Here is a 24774-nt window from a genome sequence, read left to right as displayed (position 1 = left end):
GCACCCGCCTTGCGGAGAGGTCAACGTCCCTCCACTGGAGGTCGAGAACCTCTCGATAGCGCATGCCGGTATTCAGCGCCACCACAACCGCCGGCAGCAGCACTAGTGAGCGACTGTCAGCACACGCCTTCAACAGCGCTTGCTCTTCACCTTCGACAAGTGCCTTGCCGTGGTCGTCGGTTGTCGCCAGCATGCGAACATCTGGCTGCAGATTCGCCCACAAACGGTGACGGCGAAGCACGGCGCGAACGGTTCCCACCTCCAGGTTGACGGTCTTGGGCGATGCGCCTTCGGCAAGCCTGATCCGCTGGTAGTCGGAGATGTTCTCGGGAGTGATATCCGTCAGGAGACGCGTGCCCAGAACCGGCCTCAGGTGCCCGATGCTGGTTCGCTCAATTCGGGAAGTCTTTGGCGACCACACCAATGATCGACTCTGCACCCACTGATCAGCGGCTGCGCTAAAGGTCAGTGGCACTTGTCGCTTCGGCAGACGGTGGAAACCCTCCTCCAACTCTCGCCGCCGCTGACCCTCTACCCGCCTAGCGAGACCCTTGGAGCTGGTCTTTGTCGATTCGCGAATCGTCGTTCCTGAGAACTTGATTCTGAACCACCACACACTACCGCGCCTAAAGAGCATTGGCTCTCTCCTCTGTGCACTAGGCTATTCCTCGGCTCGGAAAAGTACAAGCCTTGGAACAGAGTGAAGCCAGGCGCGAATAGGTCCCGCGGGCCCAGACGCTGGCGCGCGGGGCCTCGTCCGGCCTCAGTAGTACTCGCGGATGTACCCATACGCCTTCTCGAAAAGCGCGGTGTCCTGGTGCAGCTTGTACTTGAAAAGCGTCTTCCTCAGCGCAATCTTTACCTCGCGCTCGCCGGCATGCGTGTTCTGCCAACCGTCAAAACGCACCGCGCGGACGATCTCGTCAATGTCGTCGACGACCCGCTTCACCATGATCGGTGTCTCACCGTTCTTGGCCTGCTCGAAGAGCTCGGTCAGCGCCGCCTTGCCGCGGTCGATTTCTTCCGCGACCGGCGTCTCGCGCTCGAGTTTCACAACGTCCTTCGCCAGCTCGAGCAGTTCCTTGAGGAAATCGATGCTGACGAGCAGCCCCTGCTGATGTCGGTTCTTCAGGTCCTCCAGTCGCTCCGCCAATGCCTTGAACTTCGGGTTCCCGGCGTGCTTGCGCAGGCGGGCAGTCAGCTTGATCGTGACTTCCTTCGCTTTGCGGGTCGGATCCGGGACGCCGAGGACGGCTTCGAGCAGCTCAGCGTCCAGGACCAGCGTGTCCAAGTCATCGCGGACGGCCTCTACATGGACGTTCTGGTGGATCAGTTCGATGGTCTTCGCGCCGAGCCGGTGCCAGAGCAGCCGCCCGGTGCCAGTCGAGGGCTTCAGTGACTCGTACACCTGCGCGAGCCAGCGATAGTCCTTCTCGAACTGGGTCAGGACCGGATCGGGCGAGGCGGCCTCCCAGATGCGCGCGAGCACGCTGAAGTCGGCCGCGAAGGCGTCGCGGGTGTCGTTGGTCGGCAGGCACTCCTGCGCGGCGATGAGTCCCTCGTAGCCCTGCAGGGTGCGGTCGCAGCCGGCGAAGTACGCCAGGCACTTCTGCACCGCCCCGGGCAGTCTGCCGACGAGTTCGGCGATGTTCGACACCGCCTTCCGGACGCCCTCCTCGTCGAACTGCAGCGCCAGCGCCACATCGTCGAAGATGCCGAGGTAGTCAACAATCAGGCCGTGAGTCTTCTCCTCGCCGTATGGTCGGTTCGTGCGGCAGATGGCCTGTAGAAGCGTGTGGTCCCGGAGCGGCTTGTCGAGGTACATCGACTGGAGAATCGGCGCGTCGAAACCGGTAAGAAGTTTCGAGGTCACGACCAGTATCTTCAGAGGGTCCTTCGGATCGCGGAACCGGTCCAGAAGCTTCTCCTCGGCGTCCCGATCGCGGCGGTAAGGCAGGTAGGTTTCCTCGCCGCTGTTCACCGACATGACAATGTCTGACACCTCGGGCGGCAGGTGCCGGTCAAGTTCCTCCTTATACAGGACGCAGCTCTGACGGTCGAAGGTGACGACCTGTGCGCCGAAGCCATTCGGTGCAACTTTCTCCTGAAAGTGCTGTGCGATGTCGGCGCAGATTGCGCCAATGCGCGCCGGCGACTTCACCAGCACGGCCATCTTCGCGGCGGCCTTACCTAGCTTGTCGCGGTCCTCGTCGGTCAGGCCGGCGGTGAGCTCACGATAGGCCTCCTCGATGGCCTTTTGGTCGATGTGGAGCTCGACGAGGCGCGGCTCGAAGTGGAGCGGTTTGGTGGCCCCGTCGCGAATGGAGTCCTCGAAGCCGTAGCGGCTGATGTAGCCACCTTCGTCCTCGTCTGCGCCGAACGCATAAAAGGTGTTCTTGTCGGCGCGGTTGATCGGCGTGCCGGTCAGGCCGAACAGGAACGCATTCGGCAGCGCATCGCGCATCTTGCGTCCGAGGTCCCCTTCCTGGGTGCGATGAGCCTCGTCCACCATCACGATAATATTTCCGCGGTCGTTGAGGATGCCGTCCGCCTCGGCAAACTTGTGAATCGTCGTGATGATGACCTTGCGGGCATCCTTCCCGAGCAGATCCTGCAGCTCCCTCCGGCTCTCGGTCCGCACCAAGTTGGGCATGTCCGCAGCGTAAAAGGTGCCAGAGATCTGGCTGTCAAGATCGATCCGGTCCACCACCACCAGCACCGTCGGATTCCTTAGGGCCGGATGCAGGCGGAGCTTGCGCGCGGCAAAGAGCATCAGGAGCGACTTCCCCGAGCCTTGGAAATGCCAAATCAGGCCCTTACGGGGCTGGCCTGCGACGACTCGCTCGATGATCTTGTTGACGCCGTCGACCTGCTGATAGCGGGCGATGATCTTGATCCGCCGCTTTCCCTTGTGAGTGGCATACGCGGTAAAGTTGGCGAGCAGGTCGAGCACCACGCCGGGGCTGAGCATCGAGCTGACCGCCTTCTCCACCTGCGCCATCGCCGGAAGAGAGTCGTCATCTTCAACCCGCCACGGTCCCCACAGATCGACCGGCATGCCCACCGCGCCGTAGCGATACTCCTTGCCCTCGGTCGCGACCGAGAACACGTTCGGCACAAACAACTCGGGGACGTTCTTCTCGTAGTCGTCGTGCACCTGCAGCGCCCCGTCGAGCCAGCTCTGGCTGGAACGCACCGGCGTCTTGGCTTCAATCAAGACGAGCGGGATGCCGTTGACCAGCAGCACGAGGTCAGCGCGCTTCTCCGTCTTGCCGGCGCGGAAGATGAACTGCTGGGTGACGACGAACTGGTTCTGTTCGATGTCGTCGAAGTCGATGAGGCGGAGGGTGACGTGCTCGCCATTGTCACCGAAAGGCATCGAACGCTCGCCCAAGAGCCAGGCAACGAACTCCTCGTTGGCCTTTACGAGGCCACTATCACGAACGGTCATGACGATCGCCCGCAGGCGATGGAGCACGTCATCTACGCGGTCGGGCTGAGCGGCAATAGAGGGGTTAAGCCGGATGAGTGCCTCGCGCAGCTGGTCCGCAACGAAGACCTCCTGCGGCTGACGCGCGAGATACACGGCGCTCAGGAAGTGCCATCCGAGGCCACTGATCCGACCATTCTGTCGCGCCAGCCCAGGCCCGACAGCGGTGTGATGCGTTAGGCCGCCGCAGAGGCGGTCACGAAAGAATGCTTCGACGGTATTGCTCTCATTGAAACTACTCATCTCGAGCTCCGACGGTTCGCTTCATGATCGACACTATGACTCTCGCCAGCGTCGCTTTCCGGAGGTTACCAGCCTTGGCAGCAGCCGTGCACAAGCGAAGAGATTTCCCAACGTCCTCCTGTACCTGGAGTGGCGGGATCATCAGTTCGTGACTGCGGATATCTTGGCCGTTTACCTTCCAAATTCCGTTCGATGACTTCGCGCGGGAGAGGAGCCGCGCATGTACCGACGGGTGGTTCCATTGGGCAATCAAATAGTCGCCTACAACGCGGGAGGGATCGAATCGCATTCGGATCAGAAGGTCGGGATAGATCAGGTCGTCGTAGCTCTCGCTGGCCTGCCCAACCCGCGCCACAAGCTGTCGATTTCCGTTTCCCCGGACAGCGAAGATGTCGTTTTTACGAACAAGGTATGGCGAAGCTTGTTCTGGTGTGAGATCTATGAATTTCCGGTGATTGGTCGGATCGAAAACGCCGTGGGATACGGCCCCGATACTCACGGTATGGAGCCCAAGGTCGCCCGTGCTGGCCTTCGGCGACAACCCGTTCGTGGGTCCATCGACAAGCAGATCGCCCACGAGGACGCGTTGCGCTGAGGCGACACGCAACTCCAGGTGAAAGTCCAGAAGCGCGTGCGAGGCAAGAACCGAGCGCTCCGCCAGCACGCGTTGCGATTCAGATGCAGCTTCGGTGGCTCGCAGGGCGGCGGCCAGTCGCCGCTGCTCCTCGATTGGCGGTAATGCGAACTCGAACTCCTGTAGGGGCGTCTTGTTGAGGAACTTGTTTGTTGACCCGGCCCACCGCGACTCCGCGTAGTAGCGGAATACTTCTGACTGAACAAGATATGGCACAAGGGACTGAACCAGGACCGAATCGTCCTTAGTGCGAAGAATAAACAGCTTCTCGCCAGTGATCCCGCCGAAGTCTGGTTGGGCGACCTTCTTGATATTTCGGGAGTGCAGCAGCACATCGCCTGACTGGAACCACCGGTTGAAAGTCGGAGGGATTAGGTCGTCGTCGGTCATCGCCCACCGCCTTACGCGGAGCTCGCCTTCGTCGATGTGCTCGCCAGCGACCAGCCGCTCGGGGACCGCCGTGTCACGATCCCAATACCGGTTGATGATGTCGACAACGTCACCAAGTGCTACGATCGTAGATCCCGCCTTCGATCGCTTTGCAGCCGTCTCAGTCACCGTTGGCCTCCTCAGCGACGAGGCCGTCGAGCATGTCCACCAACGCGTCCATCTGGGTCCAGTAATCCCTCCCGCCCTGATCAAGCGCGACCCACCCCTCGGCGAGATCGTTGTCTTCGCCTGACGCGACCTGCGACTTGGGCTTTTTCACATAAAGCGGGATGGACAGACTGCTGCCCTTGGCAAGGACGTCCTCAATGGACACCAAGGCCGCGAAGCCGGGCGCGTCCGCGAAGGCTCGATACGCAGCAAGGATGCGGTCTTGGTGCCCGGTGTGGAGGAAGCTCTGAGCACCCTCTCGAGCGAACTCATGGGCGGCATCGATAAGCAGAACCTTGCCCCGTCGCGACTTTGGTTTATTGCTGCGACAGATGACGACGCACGCCTCCATCGCAGAGTTATAGAACAGGCCGGGCCCGAGCCCCAGCACACAATCGACGAGGTCGGTCTCGACGAGCTTGCGCCGCATGTCGTGCTCCGCGTTTCGGAAGAGCACGCCGTGCGGGAAGAGGATCGCGCAGCGGCCGGTCGCCGAGTCCATACTCTTGAGGATGTGCTGGAAGAAAGCGTAGTCGGCGCGGCCCTGCGGCGGCGTGCCGAGGAAGTTACGGCCCCAAGCGTCGCTCTCCCACGCCGCGCGGTTCCACTTTTTGATCGAGTAGGGCGGATTGGCCAGCACCACGTCGAACGTGCGCAGGCGGCCGTGGTCGGCGAAGGCAGGCGCGGCGAGCGTGTTGCCACTCGCGATCTGAAAGTCCGACACGCCGTGGAGCACGAGGTTCATCCGTGCGATGGCGGCGGTGATGTTGATGAGTTCCTGCCCATAGAGACCCGTCGTGCGTGTATCACCGCCGCGGCGCTTCACCTCGGCGAGACAGGAGATGAGCATGCCTCCAGTGCCGCAGGTGGGGTCGTAGATGCTTTCGCCAGCTTGCGGTTCCAGCATCTGCGCCATGAGATGCACCAGCGTGCGGTTGGTGTAGAACTCCTGCGCCGTGTGGCCACTGTCGTCCGCGAACTGCTTGATGAGGTATTCGTAGCCGTTGCCGAGCTCGTCCTCAGGCACGTTTGTCAGGCTGAGCGCGTGCTTCGAGAAGTGCTCGATCAGGTTCTTGAGCGTGCCGTCCGGTACCTGGGCCTTGTCGGTCCATGGCGCGTTTCCGAACACCCCGCGCAGCCGCTCGGGGTTGGCCGCTTCAATGCTCTGGAATGCATTGAGCAGCGCGCGGCCGATATCGCGCGAGGCAGCCCGCACATCTTTCCAGTGGGCGCCTTCGGGAATCTTGAAACGGTCATTGGCGGTGGCAGCTGCGTAGCCGGCGTCGCCGGTGTCGGCGATGGCCTGCTGATAGTCCTCGTCCCACACGTCGGTCAGGCGCTTGAAGAAGAGCAGCGGAAAGATGTACTGCTTGTAGTCGCTCGCGTCGATTAAGCCGCGAAGCAGCGTGGCCGCTCCCCACAGGTGCACCTCAAGTTCTTTCTGCGTAAGATGCGCGCTCAATTCAGCCACCCGCCCTCGGTGAGCACCTTGCGCAGATAATCCTCAGCGGCTCGTGCCTCCGCGAGAGCGGTCTTGAGCGCCTCGACGGCCTCCGGCAGCGGGGGGATGTCGGCGCCGATGGGCGGCAACACGTAGCGCGAGATATTGAGTGTCCAACCTTCCTCCTCGATCGCATCGAGCGACACGACCTTGGCGCGGTCCTTCACCTCCTCGAAAGCGCGGTACGACGCGACGATCTGCTCGGCGTGCTCGGGATCCAGGAAGTTCTGGGCGCGGCCTCTCCGGAAGAGCCTCGACGCGTCGACGATGAGCACTTTCTTCCGGCGCGCGACGGGCTTTTTCCGCCGGAGGACAACTACGCAGCCGGCGAGCTGGGTGCCGTAGAAGAGATTCGGCGCCAAACCAATGACCGCCTCGATCAGATCCTCCTTGAGCAGCGCCGTGCGGATGTTGCCCTCGGCAGCCTTGCGGAACAGCGCGCCCTGCGGGAGCACCACCGCCATGCGGCTGTTGCCGGTTGGCGCCATGGACGCGATCATGTGTTGCACGAAGGCGTAGTCGCCGTAGCTCTCAGGAGGGATGCCATATTTCGCCCTACCCCACGGATCCGCTTCCCACAGCTCACGGCCCCATTCTTTGAGCGAGAACGGCGGGTTGGCGATGACGCAGTCGAAGGTGAGTAGGCCACCTGTGCTCGCGTCCGCGAAGGCAGGGTTGCGGAGAGTGTCCTCGCGGGCGATCTGGAAGTCCTCGATGCCATGCAGCACCAGGTTCATTCGCGCGATGGACGAAGTGGTGAGGTTCTTCTCCTGGCCGTAGATCTTGCCGTAAAATTTCCGCGGGTCGCCACCTTCACGCGTAGCGTGCTCGATCGCCCCGAGCAGCATGCCGCCGGTACCGCAGGCCGGGTCGTAGATGGATTCGCCTTCCTTCGGGTCGAGCATCTCGACCATCATCCGCACCACGCTGCGCGGGGTGTAGAACTCGCCGGCCTTGTTGCGTCGGGTGACGTCGGCGAACTTGCCGATCAGGTATTCGTATGCGTCGCCAAGGACATCTGTGCTGACCGCCATGTTGCCGAGCGAGACGGCCGAGAAGCCCTCGATCAGGTCCTTGAGCAGCTCGTCGGTGAATTTCTCGCGATTGCCCCAGTCCGCAGTGCCGAAGACGCGATACAAGGTGTCGGGGTTGGCACGCTCGATCTCCTGCATGGCGTGAAGCAGCGCCGCCCCGACATTCGTCGCGGTCTCCCGGACGTCTCTCCAGTGACAGCCCTGCGGAACCGAGAAGCGGTGGACTTCGGGAAACGCGGCAGGATCGACATCGCCGAAGGTCTCGGCGGCTTCGGTCGTCTCCTCGTCCCAAACGTCGCAGATCCGCTTAAAGAAAAGCAGAGGCAGGATATAGCCCTTCCAGTCGGTGCGATCGACCGCGGAGCCGCGCAGGGTGTTCGCGGCGTCCCAGAGCGTGGACTTGAGGTCTTCGTGCGTCAGCGTCATCAGCGAATCAGAGCCCGGCTGGTAACTTTGTTATGCGAAGCCTGGTTCATGTAGTTGGGATTGTAGGCCAGGCGCCACCCAACGGCTGGCCTGTTCTGGGGCTCTCAAGGCTATTCCGAGTAAGCGGGGTAGGTGAATCAGCAACAGCAAGCTGCCGCAACACCTACCCCCATCGCCTACGCGGCCTTGGCGTACACCTTGACGGACAGCTCGATCAGACGAGTCCCTCCAGACCCAGTGCGCCTGAAGTCAACGACCAGGCCGTAGTCTGCCAAGACCGGTGAGAGGCGCCGCAGGGTCCCACTGAGTCCGTTTGGTCCCTTCGGCAACCTTACAATGCACTCGGGGTCCAGCGCCGAGAGCAGCTCGCTGGCCGTCCCTGTCCAGCCGACTTCCGCGAGTGCGCGGAGGGCCTTGACCAAGGGTTCGTTCTCCTCCAGCACGCGTTCGCCCGAGCGGCCTTTGGACTCGTGCAGCAGTTGGTTGAAGGTGCCCATCGCCCAGCCCAGTGCCGGCTCGGCTCCGGTCACCCATTTCGATGCGTCTGCCAACCGCGGCCACTCGAGTACGGGCAGCGAATTGCGGTTTCCGAGCGCAGCGGACACGGCCGTCGCGAGCGCCCCGAGGATCTTCGGGCGGGCCAGGAAGAACGCCTGCTCAAGCTCCAATTCCGGCTTGCGTGCCCGTGAGCTGATGCGCTGTAACTCCACCGACACCACCCGTTCGAGGAGGTCGGGCCGGGTCGCGAGATCGGTGATCCCGTTCAAGATCACCGGGCGCTTGTATTGAAACAGCTTCTCCTCAGAATCGCTGTAGAGCTTGCGGGCCGAGAAGGCACCGCCGGTCGACATCCGGCACAGCGCATCGGACATCGCATCCGAGAGTTTCGACACGTTATCGAAAGCAAGCATCCACCCGTTGTCCGCGGCAATTGCCAAGTCCCGCTCGTTCGAGATCATTGAGCGTGCCGGACTCGCGTTCGGGTCGATCAACAGTCGCAGGAACCTGGCGGCCGTCGACTTTGCCGTGCCCTGCTGTCCCGTTAGTTCCAGGATCGGGTAAGGGCCATGCGGGTTCAGCGACGCAACCAGCCATCCCACGATCAGTCTGAACTGGTCGTCGTCCGCCACGTTCAGGAAGGGGCGCAGTTCGTCCACACTGCCTCCGGCGACGGGAACCGGCAGCTCGAGGTAGCCCGCCGGCCGGCGAAACTTAACGGGGCATTCGGTCACGACACTCCAGCCATCGGGGCTGATCTTCAGCAACTTCCAGCCGGGATCGCCGAGGTCCCAATAGACGTTACCGTCGGCGTCCTGGCCGAGCCGAACGTGCACGTCCTGCAGCGCGCCGCCGCTGAACAGCGCGCGGCCGCCCAGGACGCCGAGCCACTGGTCGAGCACTGACGCCCTGACGATCTGACGATGTTTCTGGTAGTAGGAATGTTCAAGCTTGAGCCGAAAGGGCTGCGAGCCAATCGCATAGGTCTCGACAGAACCATTTTGTTTTAATGAAATGTGAGGTTGATGATTCAAGTCGGCAAAGGTCTCGAACGGAGGAAGCGCCTCCACCAAAGACGCAAACGTCTTGTGCCGACCGTCAGCATCGTCAGCGCGTCCGCCGATAGGACTCGAGCCTGACCGGCCCTCGGGGTCTGTGACTGGTGCGCTCTTCTGATCGTTGCTCATCGTCGTACCTGGGGTTTGAGTCGTGACAAAGTCAGCCGGACTACCTCGACTCGTAGCGGTAGCCAGCCTAGCCGCCAGTGGCGGCAGGGTGGAGCGAGATTGATTACAAGGGGAGCGCGCGGACGATTAGCGAGCACCGGCCTGACCAAGCAGAAGCCGGTGAGCTTCTCGAACTACGGATTGCTGTCTGGAGAATCGAGCGGACGAACTCCGATTAGTTAATCTTACTACGGGTTGCCTCGTTTTGTCAACCGTAAGCCCTTACAGCACAGTAACTTGCGGCTCGCCGATCGCTTTTGGCGAGGTTGAAAGTGTCAAACTTATGGGGGCAACCGCTGCCTTCGGGATGCCCAGGGAGCCAGAGGATCCGAGCCACGGATCCGACGGGTGAAGGGCGACGCGAGCGGCAAGGGAGGCCCAATTCTCGCCGCTTGAAGCCCAACCCGGGCTGGTCAGGTCAGTTCCCCATCACAGGCTGGCTCCGCTCGGCGGGTTCGCTACAGAGCACTGACTTGTACTATCCCGCTAGATGTACTAGCCTGATCGACATGACTGTCGCCATCTACGCCCGCGTGAGCACCGCCGATCAAACCTGCGAGAACCAGCTGATCGAGCGGCGGCGATACTGCGTCGCGCGGTCCTGGGCAGTAGTGGAGTATGTCGACCACGGTGTCTCTGGCGCCCGCGAGATCCGCCCCGCGCTCGATGCGATGCTGATCGCGGTCAAGCGCCGAAAGGTCGACTCGGTGGTGGTGTGGCGTTTGGATCGTCTCGGCCGAAACCTGAGGCACCTGATCCTGATGCTCGATGAGCTCCAGGCACTGGGCGTGGCATTTGTCAGTCTGGGCGAGGGGATCGACACGTCGACGCCGGCTGGCCGGCTCCAGCTGCATATCTTGGGTGCCATGGCCGAGTTCGAGCGCGCACGAATCTCGGAGCGTGTGATGATCGGATTGGCTCGTGCGAAGGCTCAGGGGCAGCGCCTGGGGCGCCCCCGTCGCCGGGTGACGGAGACAGAGATCGAGGGCACAAGCGGGCTGTCAGTGCGGGAGGCGGCCGGCGTGCTCGGGGTGTCTAAGAGCTTCGTCGCGAACTGGCGCCGGCAATAACAACCTTGCTCGGGTAGCGCCGAAGGTGTCAAATGACACCCGCTAGCGCCGCTCCCCGGCGCACGGGGTCTGCCGTGAGTGTTTGCATCGCAACGATCTGCCGCCATCCGAACGGCACACCGATGATTGTCGGGGTGTCTGACCGGATGATCACCGTGGGCGATGTGCAGCTTGAGCCCTACGTGTCGAAAGTATTTCCGCTCACGTCATCGATCTTCCTGCTCACGGCTGGCGAATCCTCTATTAATGCGGAGATCGTGACCGGCTCCAAACAAGCAGTGGCGGCGCGTCTCAAGACTGACGAGAGTTGGATGACCGTTGAAGAAGCCGCCCGGATGGTCGCCAAGCAGGTTCGCGTGTACTTGATGCGCGTGGGCGATGAGCAGCACCTAGAGCCGTTAGGATTGACGCGGCAGAGCTTCTTGCAGGTTCCAAATCAAAAGACGGATTGGTGGCAAAACACATTCAACCAGCTGTTTGCGGTTGATACCGGCAGCGACCTTATTGTGGCCGGCGTGGACGAGACTGGCGCACACGTATGGAAGATCGACGGGAAGGGGAAAGTGTGGTGCCACGATCCGGCGGGATACGCGGCAGCTGGAATCGGTCAACGGCACGCGGAAGCGCAGTTCCAAGCCGACCTTCATCATGCGGATCGTGACTTCGCGCAGGCGGTTGTCCTTACCTACAAGGCCAAGAAGAAAGCGGAGGTCGCCCCAGGGGTTGGACGGATCTTTACCGACGTTAGTGTTGTTATGGGTTTGGGTGGGTATACTCCGCTCGGGTGGGAACCAGACATCTTGTTCCTAGAAACCCTATATCGCTCGTTTGCGGTGGCAGAGGAGGAACTAATCAACAAGCACCACGACGAAATACAGAAACAGTTTCAGGCGATGGCGCAGCGGACTAGGGGGGGCTCAGACGACCAAACGCCACCGCCATCAGTATCGCCGTCCCCCTCGGCATCACCGTCTCCGTCGGCATCGGCTAGCCCAGAAAGACCAAATGGAGAAGGTGACGATTAGCCATCACGCCGCTTCTTCCCCCAGTCGGCTTCTCGCTTGGGGTACTTCACGCCTGTCCAGAAACCTCGCTGCGGCAAGGCCGAATTTCGATTGATTGGCGCCTAGTTCCTGATGCGAACTAGCTCGCCACAATCACAGGATTGTGGACGGCGGCTGGGAATCGGGAGCTCCACCATTACTGCAGCGTCTCCGGTTCCCGGCACGACGACATTCACCTTGGCGCAGCCCTGATAGGATCGGCGACGATGAGCGACTGGCTGCGAAGCGTCTTTGCGAAGATTCAACGAGCCGATGAGCTCATTCGCGAGCTGGACGCTCACCTGTCCGGGGTCGATCCCCGAACCGTGCACGTCGTGCATGTCTCTCGAAACAGCCACAACGGGGAAGATTCTCTGGGTTTTCGGATTAATCCGCCCCCGGAACCGGAGCTTCTCCAAGTCCGCGTCGGAGAGGTGCTCTATCAGTTGCGGTCCTGCCTGGACCATCTGGTCGGTGCGCTGGAACGCGTGAACGGCCTTGACCGCGACAGCGAGTATGAGTTTCCGGTTTTCTGGGACGCAGGCAAGTTCAAGGCCGGCGCCCAACGAAAGATCAAGGGCGTGTCCGCCAGCGCGGCCGCGCGCATCGAAGGTCTTCAGCCGTACCAACGCAAGGGGTTCCACAGTTACCGCAACCACCCCTTGTGGATCCTGCATGACCTGGGCAACACCGACAAGCATCGCGTCCTCATTTCGATCACAAATTCGATGCAGGTCAACAGCGTCGCCGTTGGCGTCACGATCCGCGGTGGCCGCCCGGCGATTGTGTTTCCTGGCAAAGAGATGCGATGGTCGCTGACCGTCCCTGTGGAACACCGCGCGGATCCCAACTCTGTTCCGCCGCAGATGAAGATGCCGATCGACATCAGCCTGCTGGTCGCGTTCTCGCAGTTCGGAAACGACACGAATCAGCCGATTATCCCGTGTCTTCAGCAACTTAGGGACTTCGTCTTCCAGCTGGTTGAGTCGTTTCGTCCGGAGTTTCCGACGTGACTCGGCGATTGGATGCGAGACGGCCGAAGGGATCATCGCGCCTCCAGGAACAGCGCGGGCGAGACGACGACCTTGCCGCGCGCCAGCAGCCGATCTACATCGCAGAACAACCCGAGCCCGACTCCGCGTACGCCTTCTTCGCCTACAATCTCCCTTCATGCATCCGTTCCGTTGGCTGTGCAGCGCCGACCCCACGACCTACTTCTGTCAGGCGCTCGGGCCGGGCAACTTCGCGGATTTGTTGCAAGCGTTCTTCGCCCTTTGTGGCCTGGTCGGCTTGTGGTTCGGCTTTCGATTCACTAGGCAGTCTCTTAACGAGATTCGTCGGCAGAACGACACTCTCGAGCGGCAATTGGCGTTCACTGATCGCGCGTGGGTCAAGGTCTCGCCTCGAATTCCGCGCGGGTTTCAATGCATCCAGGACGTCGTTCGCTTGACCGTGCGCGTTGACATTGAGAACGTCGGGCGATCTGTTGCAGTTGATGTCGACGCCTTCGCAAAGTTGCGACTTGTGCCAGTCCGAGGCAGCATCCTTCACGACGTGAACCAACACCTCGCCGACCTCATTGCCGGCGAGCGGAGCTCCGCGAAAGCGTCCAGAGAGATCTCCTTCGCCGATACCGTCTTCCCCGGCGGTAAGACAACCATTGAATGGACCCTGCCCGTTGAGGAAACCGACATCGCGCTCCAGCAATACACGCCGGCCGGATCGATGCCCTCGGTGTCGTTCTACCTTCTCGGTTGCGCTTCGTATCGGCTGACCAATCACGCTGAGCCGCGCATTTCGACTTTCGGCTACGACTTGGGGTGGTCGCCCGGCGACGGAGCCCCCGAATCGAACCGGTTCGAGATTGATGCGCTGAGATCGAACCTGCTCGAAGGTTCGATCACCTTGTCCCCGATACCTGGCACCTTCAAGGCTGACTGAATGGCTGACTACCACTCCGGGCCACCCAAGGAACGCGGCAGCGTCCGCCTGCTGACTATGGAGGGCGCGCGCACGGGCGCTAGATGTGATTAATTTGGACGCGGGTGGGGTGATGCCCGACGTGCGCCCGAGTGGCCCCTGCCCCGCTGCTGGGACAACTGCGCGAACTTCAATCTACTGGACGTTGGCCGTTGAGTGACTATCCCAAAGCACGCCCCCACTCCCCCAAAACGGTCGCCGGGGAAGGGACACATACAAGGCCCGCCTGGTTGCGTAGGTTCGTTTTCGAGAGGCAGGCCCGTTTTAAAATTTCATAAAACTTGGATCTAGTCGGGCGGGAGGGGGGCGAAGTCTCGGAGCGTAACAACATCCGAGCGCGTTCCCATGGTGCAGCGCCGCGCCCAACGTGCTCACATCATCAAGCCGCCCTAACGCATGCGGCTCACTTGCGGCGGCCGCAAACGAACGCCACAAGCTGTCCGAATACTGCTGCGGCCGCCGTCAAGTGCAACCGCTTGTTAGACGGCGGGTATTCTGGCGACAAACTCGCGAACACCCGCGAGCATAGCAGCGACTTGTTCCCTAGAGTAATCGTCATACTTGCCGTGAGCGGCGCTATTCCGGAGATCCAACCAAGCCGTGACATTCTTCTGATCGAGCTTGTTGTACGCGCCAGCCTTCGCTAGGTCGCCGTTCATAGAATCGGCCTTCTTCGGGCGACTAGATACGACCAGGTCGATCGACCTGACGGAACATAAGGCGCGAAGGTGCTCCTCGAGAACACCACCAACGAGAACCGCACCTGGGTCCTTGTAGCCCTGCTCGACTAGGTGCTCTGCCATGTCTAAAAAGTCCGCGAACACGTCGGATCGAACGAGGGCCTGAATCGTTGACATGTAGCCGTCTTCGTAGTCACGACGGAGAGCCTTCAGCGAGCCAATCTGTCCGATCAGGGTGACGTTGAGCGTCCGCCTGTACGTCGATCCGGCCGGAGCAAGTCGATCGATAGTTGCGCTGACGATCGTCTCAACTTCCACGTGAACGTCACTCCCGAGGTCCGACAGGTCGTTGAACCGCGCCTTGGAGCGATGATCTTGGTAGAGCTTCAGCGCTCGATCGATCTGAGCGATGACCTCTTTCTGATCTGGCATATCGATGCTTTCCGCCGTCTAACGACCTGCCCCTCAGCCGCGAGCGGCGGTCACGCGTTCTGCGAAGGAGTCTAGCCCAATCCGCCACTCGTCGGCTGCAGTGGCTTGTTAGGCATCCGGCAAATCGACGTAGACGCCGAAGTGGTCGCTCATGGGGCGCCCGTCGAGGAATCGCGGCCAAGCCACCGGTGGTGCCGATGTATGCCACTGCCTGGGTAGGCAAATGTGATCGATCGATGCTCGCTCTTGTTGCGTCAGCGTTCGGACGGGATCCGTTGGGTCCGCGGTAACCGCTTGCAGATTGCACTCCGCCAACGCCGAGGAAAGAAGCGCACGAGCCTTGGCTGACCAGTAGTAAGACTTGGCGGACAGGTCTTGGTTAAAGTCGCCGGCAACGCATAGCCCATCGTGCTCTGCATTGATGCGATGCCAATCGGCTTTTTGTGCTTCAAGGGCGGCCGAAAAGGCCACTGCACCCGCAGACGGATACGAGCGCCACGGACTGCCTCGCCAGGGAAGGACGGTTCCGCAAACGCCGAGGCGTTGGCTGTTTGGAAGCGATATTGACGCCGCTGCTGATCGTGCCGGATCTCCAAAGACATCAATCTGCCGGATGGGAAAGCGCGACCAGATTGCAACCCAGACCTCACCCTGGTCTCCAAGGCGATCCGGGGCACCCGAGGAGACGAGCTTGTAGTCCTTGCCCGGAGAAAGGCCGCTAGAGGTTTCCGTGAGAATCCAGATATCGGCGTTCACCTCTCGCAGTTGCGATTGGATGACGGATCGGCGCCAAGCGGTCGGCAGCCTTTCAAGGTTCCACGTTGCTATGCGCACTCGACTCCCTATGGATGTCTAACGCGCCGCTTCAGCCGCGACGGGTCAGTATCACTCCGCGCGCCGACGGCTGCAAGCGGTTGTTAGCCGGTGCCTACACCAGCGACTGAGCAATCTCGACCAGTTTCTTCGTTGTCTGCCTTGCCCGGTTCAGGTCGTGTTCGGTGATCTCCGGGGTGGCCTCAGGCGGCGCGTCGACATGTGCGTAACGGGCAACATTCCGCCACTCCCACAGCCACGCATAGTCCGGAAGTAACGGCTCCAAACAGGGCCACACACCCGTCAGCAGTTGTTGGTGCTGCCGCGCAACGATGTCGAGCCGATGGTCAGACAGTCGATTGATGCCCATGCCGAAGAGGATTGCCCGGAACGCGTGCTCGGCGGCGTCCTGTGATTGCGTAATCTGCAAAGACCAGAGGCCCGTCGGGTCGATACTTGCTTCGAGCTCTTGCGCCTTCAGGAGATGGCTTCGCGTTCGGTCGGTCATGGTGGTCTGTTCGCGTTTCGACTGACAGCTTGGCCCTGCATCGACTCCGATGCCTGGTCAGCCGGTTGGCTTGCGGGTCTTGGTCTCTTGACCTCGCTGCCACTCATCGAAGTCGTCGTCGGATGATCTAATGGCGCGAGGCGGCGACGAACCAAAGGCAGCGGCCACGGACCCGGCCGATCCGAGGCTCTTGCCGCAATGCTTGCAGATGACTGCTTCCGTCTTCACCGACTCCGCACAATATGGGCACTTCCGAAACTGCCCTGAATAGTCAGGGCCGAGCAGAAGAACCAGCCAGCCCAAGGGACCGATCAATCCGCCTAGAAAGAACCCAGCAAGCGCTCTTCCACGCTTCTGCCCGATTGCAGCACCGACGAGCGCAAAGACCACGACCCAGAGCAAGTATTGAATCAGCAAGTCCATGGTGTTGGTCCGAGTCGTGATATCCGGCTAACTGTATCTAGGCTGCGAGGCGATCGGACTATCTTCCTTTACTCCTTAGCTGCAACCCACGCAGCAGAGGAGGAACTGATGCCGACATGAACCTTCCCCGTAAGCTTCAGACGGCGCGGATGATACCACTCAATGGCGGACCACTATCCCCGGCTTCTTTGCTGCGAGGCCTGCCAGCTATAGTCCGCGCGGGGCGCCTCTGGACCGGGAGGCTAGGCAGCCGGGCTTTCCTCACCCCATCGCTCCGCGGTTCAACACATGCGTGTAGCGCGGACTCCGTCCCGCGAGCCTCAGACCGCCTCCAAGACGAAAGACCGAAAGGAGCGGCAACGACGAACGAGTGGCCGACCGGCGCACCATCTCCGATGCGGGCACCGTCTCCGAATCCGGCACCAAAAGGTCGGGCGGCGATTCGGTGCCTATCTATGCCCATCCCTGCCGCGCACGTTCCCCAGGTGTGTCGCTCCCGAGTCCGCCCGACGGGCGGCAGGGGGCGACCACCGCCGACCCACAACACCAGCCCCGGCTAACCCTCACCCGATTCCACCACGATGGCGGCACTACGCCAGGGACCCCAATGAGGAGTTTCGAGCGCAGGCGATTGGAACTCCGGATCGTCGAGGATTACGGCGGTCCGATTGGGCGGAGTTCTGGTTCGCCTGCCGCTCGCTCCAATGAAGCTCATCGGGTGTAGACTGCAGCGATGTCAGTTGCAGCCAGTCGATTAGTGGCGGCGCAAGCGTAGGAAGAAAAGATGACACTTCAAGAGTTCTCTCGGGATGTCGCTCCAGTTTTATCGGTTGTCGTAGGGTTCATGGGCTTGGCCTCAATTGGACTACTGTGGCACCAAATGAAGCTTGGAACGCGTTGGAACAAGCTGCAAGGGCAAGCGAACTTCTTGAATCGTTCGATTGATGAATTGGAAGGCAATCTGCAGCAAGCATTGAAGCCTGTTGCCATCGAGTTCTTTCATCGTCGTGAGCCACTAACGCCCGATGACGTCAAGCGCTTGCTCGCCGACGAAAATGCGTATTTGCAAGTCAAGAGTTACCTGAATACCTTCGAGGACATCGGAGCAGCAGTAAGGATTGGGTTTGTTGACGGTGATTTTGCTTACGCGTTGGAGGGGCCCAGATTAGTCAAAGCTTGGAAGATTTTTACACCTCTGGCTTTGCACCTTCGCGATTACTACAGCAATGAGTCGATCTTTGTCGAATTAGAGAATGTTGCCGTGACTTGGGAGGACCGCGCCGAACTTGAGAAGATCGAGCATTCTGACCTAAAAAGGCGTTCAAGAACGGAAATTGGAATTGCGAGGCCAAAGGTCTAATGTCGGGATGTTGGGCAGCTTTTGACCGTCGGAAGAACGCCCCTAGAAGGGGGCAAGGGTGGTGGTGGGGGTTAGTCCAATCTCACTGTGCCCCTTTTTGTGCCCCCCCTGCCTAACCTTGGGCATCCGGCTGTTTAGCGCCGCAGGCAAAATCACTAGTCTTTCTTCTTGTTTCTTCGACGCAACGCGTCGAGCATCCGGCTGTTAACCGGAGGGTTGCTGGTTCGAGTCCAGCCCGAGGAGCCACTCAATCGCGCTTCGCGCTCATTCGCGGCCCTCGGCCTATCCATCGGGTTCAATCGTGAACTCGCTCCGCTCGTTCACGACAGTGCGAGTCCAGCCCGAGGAGCCACTTCATCCGGCTTCGCCTTCATTCGTGGCTCTCACTGTCCGTCGGGCTCATCGTCGCGCGGCTTCGCCGCCCGACTTAGTGCGAGTCCCGCTGGCCACGCCGTAGCCTTTGGCGAACGCGGGCCCGAGGAGCCACTCATTTCGGTGGGCGCGGCAGGTGGATCATGTGCTTGCGGAAATTCAAAACGGTTCCCGCGAAGACGTTCGAGACCACGAACGCGATGGGAATCTCCGGCTCGACGTCGAGCACGACCTCGGCGCTGAATCCGCGGGTCTGGAGAAAGGCCGCCGCGGCGTGCGCGGCAACTACAGGGTCGTCCGCGACCAGCCCGATGCTCGCCGAGGCCGAGCCGAGCCGCTGCATGACGGCAGGGTCCGGGTAGTTGATAATCGTCCCGTCCCACATGATGGAGCGCAGGACGCTGGACGAGTTTGCCTGAAACCGCTCACGCACGCCATGCTGCGCGAGCAGTTCGACAATCGCAGCCTTGGCCGCGGGCGACGCCGCGGTGAAAATGCGGGAGCCGACGTCGGGGAACGGGAGCGGGTTGCGACCCCTGAGGATCAGCATGAGCCACCCGATCAAGACGAGGCCAAGGACGAGGGCGGGAACACCGAGCCAAAGTGGAACAAACATCGACTCCTCCGGGGTGGCAGAAAGAACTCTTCCCTGAATCCCTAGACGGCGCGGATGATACCACTCGAAGGCGGACCACCAGGTGGCCACGCCGTAGGCGTAGAAAAACAGTTTGGTGATGCCCGAGAGTGGCGATCCGTGGTGAGCCGCGCTGCCCTTGACACGTGTATTACGTACCGCGCTATACTCTTTTGTACGTAATATGAACGACCCAACGCTACTCATCCTGGCCAGCCTCGCAGAAGGCGATAAGCACGGCTACGCCATCCTCACCGACGTCAAGGCGTTCGCCGGAGTCGAGCTCGGCGCCGGCACGCTGTACGCGGCAATCACCCGTCTCGAGAATCGCGGCTTCATCAAAGCCCTGCCCGCCGAGGACCGCCGCCGTCCGTACCGTCTGACGCCGCTCGGCCGAACGCACTTGAAGGACCAACTGGCGGCGCTCGCTCCGGTAATGCAGGTCGGCTTGCTCCGGCTCAAGCACTCATGAATCGCTGGACTCGTCTCGCGATGCTGCTTTATCCGCGCCGCTGGCGGCAGCGCTACGGCATGGAGTTCGAAACGCTCGTTGACGATACCGGAGGCGGGTGGCGGGTGGTGGCCGACGTGGCCAAGCATGCGTTGCTGATGCGGACGCGCGATCACCTGCGGCGCCTGGCCGCCGCACCCGTGTTCACGATCACGGCGGTCGTGACGCTCGCGATCGCCATCGGCGCCAACACCGTCATCTTCAGCATCGTTAACGGCCTGATGTTGCGTCCGTTGCCGTTTCCGCAGCCCGAGTCTCTCGTCTCGGTGTGGCATGCGGCACCGGGATTCGTGAGCTTTCCGTTGAATCAGGGCGCGTTCACCTACTTCACCTACCGAGACGAGGCGACGTCGTTCGAGGACATCGGTCTGTGGATGAACTCCAGGGCCAGCGTGAGCGGCCGCGGCGAGCCTGAAGATCTTCAAGCCCTGCTGGTCACGGACGGCACCCTTCCCGTGTTGGGAGTGCGGCCGTCGGCCGGGCGGCTCTTCACCGAAGCAGACGACGCACCGGGCAGCCGCGACACCGTGGTGATCAGCCACGCGTATTGGCTGCGAGCGTTTCAAGGCAGTGCCGCGGCGATCGGCCAATCGCTGGTCGTGGATGGGCAGGCCCGCGAGGTGATTGGGGTTTTGCCGGATCGCTTTCGCCTGCTGCAGCACGCGCCCGACCTGGTGCTGCCGCTCGGCCTCAATCGCGCGCAAACGATGATTGGCCTGTTTCGCTACCAGGGGATCGCGCGCCTCAAACCGGGCGTGTCGATCGAGCAGGCCACCGCCGACCTGGCCAGGCTGATTCCGGGCATGCCGGATCGCTTTCCGATCCCCGGCGGCTTTTCGCGAGGCATGTTTGAACGCTTCCGGCTGGCGCCGGACATCCGTCCGCTGCGTGACGATCTCACCGGCAGTGTGAGCGGCATGCTCTGGATCGTGTTCGGCGCCGTTGGCCTGCTCTTGATCGTAGCCTGCGCGAACGTCGCCAACCTGTTTCTGCTCCGCGGCGAGAATCGACGCCGGGAGTTCGCGGTGCAACTGGCGCTCGGCTCCGGCCGCGCTCGCGTCGCCGGACAGCTGTTGGGTGAAGCGCTGACGCTGTCACTCGGCAGCGGGATCCTCGGGATTGCGATCGCGCACGCCGGCCTGCGCGTCCTGCAACGCACGGCCGTGGACCAGATCCCGTTGATCGGAGAGATCACGATCGATCTCCCGACGATCGCATTTGCCCTGGTGCTGGCCCTGCTCGCCGGCCTGGTCTTCTGCGCGCTGCCGATCTTCCGGTTCACGCGGCCCAATCTGCCGGAGGCGCTGAGAGAGAACGGACGCGGGTCGAGCGATGCCCATGGCCGTCATCGCACCCGCAATGCACTGGTCGTCGCGCAAGTCGCCATCGCGCTCGTGCTGCTGGTCGGCGCCATGCTGATGGTGCGTACGTTCGTCGCGATTCGGGACGTGAGACCGGGCTTCGCGGACGGCGCGAATGTGCTGACCCTCCGGATCAACATCGCCGAGCCCGTGTCGCCGGATCCGGTGGCCACCGCGCGCCTTCACGAGCAGATCGTCCGCGGCATCGCCGATATTCCTGGCGTGCGAGACGCCGCCCTGACCTCCTCCATCACGACCGACGGCGCCAATCGCCGGGATCCGGTGTTCGTGGAGGGCCTGGTTGGCGAAGACGGGCGCATGCCGCCCGTCCGCCGCATGAAGTGGGTGTCACCCGGCTACTACCAGACCATGGGCAATGCGATCGTCGCCGGCCGCGACTTCACCTGGCCCGACATCCTCGAACGCCGAGAGGTCGCGATCGTCTCGGACGCCCTGGCGCGGGAGACGTTCGGGAGCGCGCAAGCGGCCCTCGGCCGGCGGGTGCGAGCGAACCCGACCAGTCCGTGGCGCGAAATCGTCGGCGTGGCCGGCAACGAACACGACGACGGTCCCACGCGGCCCCCGACACCGATGGTGTATTGGCCATTTCTGCAGGAGAACTACGCCCCGTCGCGGATCACCGTCGAACGCACGATGGTCTACGCGGTCCGCAGCGATCGCGTGAGGGACGCAGGATTCCTGCGCGACATCCAGCAGGCGCTCTGGGCGGTCAATCCCGCCCTGCCGATCTCACGCGTGGAGACGGTGGACGACGTCTATCGCCGTGCCACGGCCCAGGGCTCCCTCACGTTGATGATCCTGATGATCGCTTCGGGCGTGACGTTGCTCCTCGGCGTCGTCGGCGTCTACGGCGTGATCGCGTATGTCGTGGCACAACGCCAGAGAGAAGTCGGCATCCGCATGGCACTCGGCGCGACGGGACATGATGTCGTGCGTCTCTTTCTAGGCCGCGGCCTGGCGATTGTCGCAGTCGGCCTGGTCATCGGCACCATCGCGGCGGTCGTCGGATCGTCGGCCCTCAGCACATTGCTGTTTGGCGTCGACCGCCTCGATCTGTCGGTGTATGGCCTGGCGATCACCACTCTGGCGATTGTCGCCGGGGTGGCGATCTGGTTGCCCGCCCGACAAGCCGCGACGACGCAGCCGGGAATCATCTTGCGCAGCTAGGCCACAGATTCACACCGATTAGCACCGATCGCGGAGCGGACACGCCGCGGCTGGCTGGCGTCCGAGCCAACCGCCTCACCGCCCCGCACGCGAACCGGTGAACGCAGGGTTATCATGAGGCACACCCTCGCGGGCCACGAATGAGCCAATGCGTACCGACGACCTGACGCGAACGTTAGACAACCTGTTCGGCGAGCTGATGCACGGCGTGTCCGGCAAGGGCGGCTTCATGCTCAACGTCGGCGACCGCGGGTTGCTGCGGTCGCTCGAGCGGCTGCCCGCCGCCGAGGCCTCGGCCGCGACGCGCACGGGATCCTCGATCGCCGCGCACGTCGCGCACCTGGCCTACGGCCTGTCGCTGATGAACCGCTGGAGCCAGGGCGAGAATCCGTTTACGAGCGCCGACTGGGCGGCCAGCTGGAGGAAGACCACGGTGACCGAGTCCGAGTGGGAAGCGCTCCGCGTTCAGCTCCGCGACGAAGCCGCGAAATGGCTGACGGTGCTGCGCACGCCCCGCGAGGTCGCGGGCATCGAGTTGAGCGGCATGATCGGCAGCATTGCGCACCTGGCGTATCACATGGGCGCCATTCGTCAGATCAACGCCGGTGCGCGCGGGCCCGCCGAGGGCGAGCGCTGAGATTGGCCCTCGGCCGGGTGAATCGGCGTTAGCTCCTCTCGCGCATCGCCGCGACGGCGGTGCGGACATCGGCCGCGCGCGCGTCAGCGCCGACTTCGCGCCACAGGTCCGGCGCGGCGCGGAAAGCGGCGCCACCGACAATGACGAAGAGTGACGGCCGCTGCGCCCGCGCCTCGCGCACGAGCTGATGCGTCATGCCGACGTTGAAGAGCATGGTGACCGAGATGGCCAGTACCTCCGCGTCGTGCTCGCCGAGCGCCTGCAGCACTCCGGCCCGCGGCGTATTTGCGCCGAGGAACCGCACATTCCAGCCGTCCGCATCCAGCGCGTCGGCGACCAGGTTGGCACCGACCTGGTGGAACTCGCCTTCTACACCGGTGAGGATGGCCCGCCCTCGCCGCCGGCCCGGCGCCGGAATGCTGGAGTACAACTCCGCCAATACGTACTGACACACGGCGGTGCCGGCGTGCTCCTGGGCCACCGTGATGCGGTTGCCTTCCCACAACCGGCCGAGCTCGTAGAGCGACTCCTGCACCAGGTCCATGTACACGTCCATCAGCTCGTGCCCCTGCGCCAGCGTTTCTTTGGCGACGGTCGCAGCCCCCCGCCGATCCGCGGCAAGAAGACGTTGCAGGAAAATCTTCTGCGTACCGGCCAGCGGCGCGGAGGACGGCGTGGACGAGGACTCGGCGGGTGGCCCGGTACACGCGCCGACCCCTTCGACAATGAAGGCGCGTAAGGCGAGCTGGTCCTCTGCAGAGAGAACCTCGCGAAATCCGTCTTCGATCTGCGACAGCGTCTCGGCAACCATGGACGATGGCAGTCCCCTGGGGGTGAGGACCCGGACGACCCAACGAATGTAGTCGCCGAACGCCGCCGGATTGCCGCTGTCCACCGCGCCCGCCAGGAAGTCGATGTGGTACGCCGCGTCCTCCCGGCCGAACTGGCGAGCCCGCTCACCAAGACGGGCGAGCATGTCGGGGTGGTTGAGCAGAAACGCCTCGGTCGCCTCCTGCGCCACGCGCGCCTTGCCCTGCCGCAGCGCGCCGGACAGCGCGGTGCGGGCATCGAAGTTGATTGTGCTCAATCGACACCCCACTCTTTGGTCAGCCGATCCGCGCACTGAGGACAGTAGCCGTGACTGAGGAACTCGCTGTGAGCCTGGAAAAAGGTCCGCAGCTCCTCCCATTCGCTCACGCCGGTTTTCACCTTCCCGCACTCCATGCAAATCGGCAGCAGCTCGCCGATCTTCTTCAACTGCCAGTTGGATTCTTCCAGCTCGCGTTTCTGCCGGGCGTTCTCGCGCGCGGACACCGCCAACTGATTGTTGAGGTCAACCAGAAGTTGTTGCATGGTCGCGTGCGCCTCGTGGTCGGGTTCGCCGATGATCATGAACTCGTCGCCATGAACGTCGACGTGGCAACGCAGCGTGACCGGCATGCCGCTCGGCCGCAGGAAATTCAGCAGCACGGGCGCGGACCGGGTCGCGCGGCCTTCCGTGGCGCACGCGGCCACGCGGGCGGCATCGGCCGCGGTCAGGAACGTGCCGATCGGCTGCCCGGCGGCGCCAGCCGGGCCGAGCTCGAGCAACTGGTCGAAGGCACCGTTGCAGTATCGAACGGTGCCGTCAGCCGACACCACTACGAAACAGGTGCTGGGACTGCGCGAAAGAAAGGCCCCGATCAGTCCACTCGAGTCAGCGATGATGGCGTCGAGCACGGGGGCCGCGTCCGACGCCTCGATGCGGTCGCCGATGATGACCTGGGTAAAGGCGGGATCCAGTTTCAGCCCCGCCGGTATTCCGGCATGCGACTGGCGGTGATCGGCACTGCCGTGCCAGCGCTTGTAGGACGCTTCGTCAACCCAGCGCGTGACCAGGTAAAAGATCTCGGAGTGTTCCGCGTCCGTGAAGACTTCAAGACCCAGAAATCCCGGCGTCAAGTCCACCAGCCGAGGGCGTGCGACGAAGGCTTGGCGGACCGAAGGCTTCCAAGCCATTCGCGACTCGAAAGCGCGACTGCACGACAACCATGCCTCAGCCTGCCCTACCCGCTGAGCTGTCGAGTGTGCACTTTTGCACAAGGACTGGGCCCGTCACGTCATTCCATTCTCT

21 protein-coding genes are annotated in these 24774 nt (G+C 62.4%); 8 read left to right on the top strand and 13 right to left on the bottom strand.

Annotation, left to right across the window (positions count from 1 at the left end; translation table 11 throughout):
* Positions 1 to 763: 763 nt before the first annotated feature.
* The 5 genes from Q8T13_21455 to Q8T13_21435 form a co-directional block, all read right to left on the bottom strand.
* Positions 764 to 3733, bottom strand: coding sequence for an HsdR family type I site-specific deoxyribonuclease (locus Q8T13_21455; GenBank protein MDP3720338.1), 2970 nt, complete (start codon positions 3731 to 3733; stop codon positions 764 to 766).
* Positions 3726 to 4925 carry a hypothetical protein gene (locus Q8T13_21450; GenBank protein MDP3720337.1) on the bottom strand — a complete coding sequence of 400 codons (1200 nt, stop codon included), beginning with the start codon at positions 4923 to 4925 and terminating at the stop codon, positions 3726 to 3728. Before Q8T13_21450 ends, Q8T13_21455 begins: the two co-directional genes overlap by 8 nt.
* A complete protein-coding gene (locus tag Q8T13_21445; protein MDP3720336.1) occupies positions 4918 to 6435 on the bottom strand; it encodes a class I SAM-dependent DNA methyltransferase in 1518 nt (505 codons plus the stop codon). Before Q8T13_21445 ends, Q8T13_21450 begins: the two co-directional genes overlap by 8 nt.
* The gene (locus Q8T13_21440; protein ID MDP3720335.1) at positions 6423 to 7925 is read right to left on the bottom strand and encodes a class I SAM-dependent DNA methyltransferase; all 1503 of its coding nucleotides are present in this window, start codon (positions 7923 to 7925) and stop codon (positions 6423 to 6425) included. The genes Q8T13_21445 and Q8T13_21440 overlap by 13 nt, the downstream gene beginning before the upstream one ends.
* A 176-nt stretch (positions 7926 to 8101) precedes the next feature.
* Positions 8102 to 9493, bottom strand: a complete 1392-nt coding sequence (locus tag Q8T13_21435; protein ID MDP3720334.1) for a hypothetical protein — start codon at positions 9491 to 9493, stop codon at positions 8102 to 8104.
* A 665-nt stretch (positions 9494 to 10158) separates the two neighbouring features.
* Between Q8T13_21435 and Q8T13_21430 the strand changes: the two genes are divergently transcribed.
* From Q8T13_21430 to Q8T13_21420, 3 genes are all read left to right on the top strand, one after another.
* Positions 10159 to 10719: a recombinase family protein gene (locus Q8T13_21430; protein MDP3720333.1), complete on the top strand. Its 561-nt coding sequence runs from the start codon at positions 10159 to 10161 to the stop codon at positions 10717 to 10719.
* 74 nt (positions 10720 to 10793) lie between these two features.
* Positions 10794 to 11744 carry a hypothetical protein gene (locus tag Q8T13_21425; protein MDP3720332.1) on the top strand — a complete coding sequence of 317 codons (951 nt, stop codon included), beginning with the start codon at positions 10794 to 10796 and terminating at the stop codon, positions 11742 to 11744.
* Between the two features lie 245 nt (positions 11745 to 11989).
* Entirely contained in the window at positions 11990 to 12775 is a 786-nt protein-coding gene (locus Q8T13_21420; GenBank protein MDP3720331.1) for a hypothetical protein, read from the top strand.
* A gap of 142 nt (positions 12776 to 12917) precedes the next feature.
* Here the strand turns inward: Q8T13_21420 and Q8T13_21415 are convergent, their stop codons facing one another.
* The gene (locus Q8T13_21415; GenBank protein MDP3720330.1) at positions 12918 to 13313 is read right to left on the bottom strand and encodes a hypothetical protein; all 396 of its coding nucleotides are present in this window, start codon (positions 13311 to 13313) and stop codon (positions 12918 to 12920) included.
* 3 nt (positions 13314 to 13316) lie between these two features.
* On the opposite strand from Q8T13_21415, the gene Q8T13_21410 reads away from it, so the two are divergent.
* Positions 13317 to 13703 carry a hypothetical protein gene (locus Q8T13_21410; protein ID MDP3720329.1) on the top strand — a complete coding sequence of 129 codons (387 nt, stop codon included), beginning with the start codon at positions 13317 to 13319 and terminating at the stop codon, positions 13701 to 13703.
* A 518-nt stretch (positions 13704 to 14221) separates the two neighbouring features.
* Here Q8T13_21410 and Q8T13_21405 read toward each other — a convergent pair.
* The 4 genes from Q8T13_21405 to Q8T13_21390 all read right to left on the bottom strand — a co-directional run bounded on the left by Q8T13_21405 (position 14222) and on the right by Q8T13_21390 (position 16598).
* Complete coding sequence (locus tag Q8T13_21405; protein ID MDP3720328.1) at positions 14222 to 14854, bottom strand: hypothetical protein; 633 nt, start codon at positions 14852 to 14854, stop codon at positions 14222 to 14224.
* A gap of 108 nt (positions 14855 to 14962) precedes the next feature.
* Positions 14963 to 15688: an endonuclease/exonuclease/phosphatase family protein gene (locus tag Q8T13_21400; protein MDP3720327.1), complete on the bottom strand. Its 726-nt coding sequence runs from the start codon at positions 15686 to 15688 to the stop codon at positions 14963 to 14965.
* A 94-nt stretch (positions 15689 to 15782) separates the two neighbouring features.
* Entirely contained in the window at positions 15783 to 16175 is a 393-nt protein-coding gene (locus Q8T13_21395; protein MDP3720326.1) for a HEPN domain-containing protein, read from the bottom strand.
* A 57-nt stretch (positions 16176 to 16232) separates the two neighbouring features.
* Positions 16233 to 16598 (bottom strand): zinc ribbon domain-containing protein, encoded by a 366-nt coding sequence (locus Q8T13_21390; protein ID MDP3720325.1) that lies wholly within the window; start codon positions 16596 to 16598, stop codon positions 16233 to 16235.
* A 784-nt stretch (positions 16599 to 17382) separates the two neighbouring features.
* Between Q8T13_21390 and Q8T13_21385 the strand changes: the two genes are divergently transcribed.
* Complete coding sequence (locus Q8T13_21385; GenBank protein MDP3720324.1) at positions 17383 to 17958, top strand: DUF4760 domain-containing protein; 576 nt, start codon at positions 17383 to 17385, stop codon at positions 17956 to 17958.
* Between the two features lie 487 nt (positions 17959 to 18445).
* Here the strand turns inward: Q8T13_21385 and Q8T13_21380 are convergent, their stop codons facing one another.
* Positions 18446 to 19171 carry a hypothetical protein gene (locus tag Q8T13_21380; GenBank protein ID MDP3720323.1) on the bottom strand — a complete coding sequence of 242 codons (726 nt, stop codon included), beginning with the start codon at positions 19169 to 19171 and terminating at the stop codon, positions 18446 to 18448.
* On the opposite strand from Q8T13_21380, the gene Q8T13_21375 reads away from it, so the two are divergent.
* From Q8T13_21375 to Q8T13_21365, 3 genes are all read left to right on the top strand, one after another.
* Positions 19149 to 19436, top strand: a complete 288-nt coding sequence (locus tag Q8T13_21375; protein ID MDP3720322.1) for a PadR family transcriptional regulator — start codon at positions 19149 to 19151, stop codon at positions 19434 to 19436. The genes Q8T13_21380 and Q8T13_21375 overlap by 23 nt on opposite strands.
* Positions 19437 to 19456: 20 nt before the next feature.
* Positions 19457 to 22024, top strand: a complete 2568-nt coding sequence (locus Q8T13_21370) for an ABC transporter permease (GenBank protein ID MDP3720321.1) — start codon at positions 19457 to 19459, stop codon at positions 22022 to 22024.
* A gap of 148 nt (positions 22025 to 22172) precedes the next feature.
* The gene (locus Q8T13_21365; GenBank protein MDP3720320.1) at positions 22173 to 22661 is read left to right on the top strand and encodes a hypothetical protein; all 489 of its coding nucleotides are present in this window, start codon (positions 22173 to 22175) and stop codon (positions 22659 to 22661) included.
* Positions 22662 to 22689: 28 nt separating this feature from the next.
* Here the strand turns inward: Q8T13_21365 and Q8T13_21360 are convergent, their stop codons facing one another.
* Positions 22690 to 23748: a cobalamin-dependent protein gene (locus Q8T13_21360; GenBank protein ID MDP3720319.1), complete on the bottom strand. Its 1059-nt coding sequence runs from the start codon at positions 23746 to 23748 to the stop codon at positions 22690 to 22692.
* Positions 23745 to 24659, bottom strand: a complete 915-nt coding sequence (locus Q8T13_21355; protein MDP3720318.1) for an antibiotic biosynthesis monooxygenase family protein — start codon at positions 24657 to 24659, stop codon at positions 23745 to 23747. The genes Q8T13_21360 and Q8T13_21355 overlap by 4 nt, the downstream gene beginning before the upstream one ends.
* Positions 24660 to 24774: the final 115 nt, after the last annotated feature.

This window comes from Acidobacteriota bacterium (genome assembly GCA_030697165.1).
In the GTDB taxonomy this organism is placed as follows: domain Bacteria; phylum Acidobacteriota; class Vicinamibacteria; order Vicinamibacterales; family UBA2999; genus 12-FULL-67-14b.
The sequence above is the reverse complement of the archived record's forward strand: the minus strand, read 5'-3'. Positions and strand labels throughout refer to the sequence as shown.

Bases quoted from the DNA above. Each gene is read 5' to 3' on its own strand.
- Q8T13_21455 (MDP3720338.1), bottom strand. From the start codon at position 3,733: ATGAGTAGTTTCAATGAGAGCAATACCGTCGAAGCATTCTTTCGTGAC.
- Q8T13_21440 (MDP3720335.1), bottom strand. From the start codon at position 7,925: ATGACGCTGACGCACGAAGACCTCAAGTCCACGCTCTGGGACGCCGCG.
- Q8T13_21430 (MDP3720333.1), top strand. From the start codon at position 10,159: ATGACTGTCGCCATCTACGCCCGCGTGAGCACCGCCGATCAAACCTGC.
- Q8T13_21420 (MDP3720331.1), top strand. From the start codon at position 11,990: ATGAGCGACTGGCTGCGAAGCGTCTTTGCGAAGATTCAACGAGCCGAT.
- Q8T13_21405 (MDP3720328.1), bottom strand. From the start codon at position 14,854: ATGCCAGATCAGAAAGAGGTCATCGCTCAGATCGATCGAGCGCTGAAG.
- Q8T13_21395 (MDP3720326.1), bottom strand. From the start codon at position 16,175: ATGACCGACCGAACGCGAAGCCATCTCCTGAAGGCGCAAGAGCTCGAA.
- Q8T13_21390 (MDP3720325.1), bottom strand. From the start codon at position 16,598: ATGGACTTGCTGATTCAATACTTGCTCTGGGTCGTGGTCTTTGCGCTC.
- Q8T13_21385 (MDP3720324.1), top strand. From the start codon at position 17,383: ATGACACTTCAAGAGTTCTCTCGGGATGTCGCTCCAGTTTTATCGGTT.
- Q8T13_21375 (MDP3720322.1), top strand. From the start codon at position 19,149: ATGAACGACCCAACGCTACTCATCCTGGCCAGCCTCGCAGAAGGCGAT.
- Q8T13_21380 (MDP3720323.1), bottom strand. From the start codon at position 19,171: ATGAGTAGCGTTGGGTCGTTCATATTACGTACAAAAGAGTATAGCGCG.
- Q8T13_21370 (MDP3720321.1), top strand. From the start codon at position 19,457: ATGCTGCTTTATCCGCGCCGCTGGCGGCAGCGCTACGGCATGGAGTTC.
- Q8T13_21365 (MDP3720320.1), top strand. From the start codon at position 22,173: ATGCGTACCGACGACCTGACGCGAACGTTAGACAACCTGTTCGGCGAG.
- Q8T13_21355 (MDP3720318.1), bottom strand. From the start codon at position 24,659: ATGGCTTGGAAGCCTTCGGTCCGCCAAGCCTTCGTCGCACGCCCTCGG.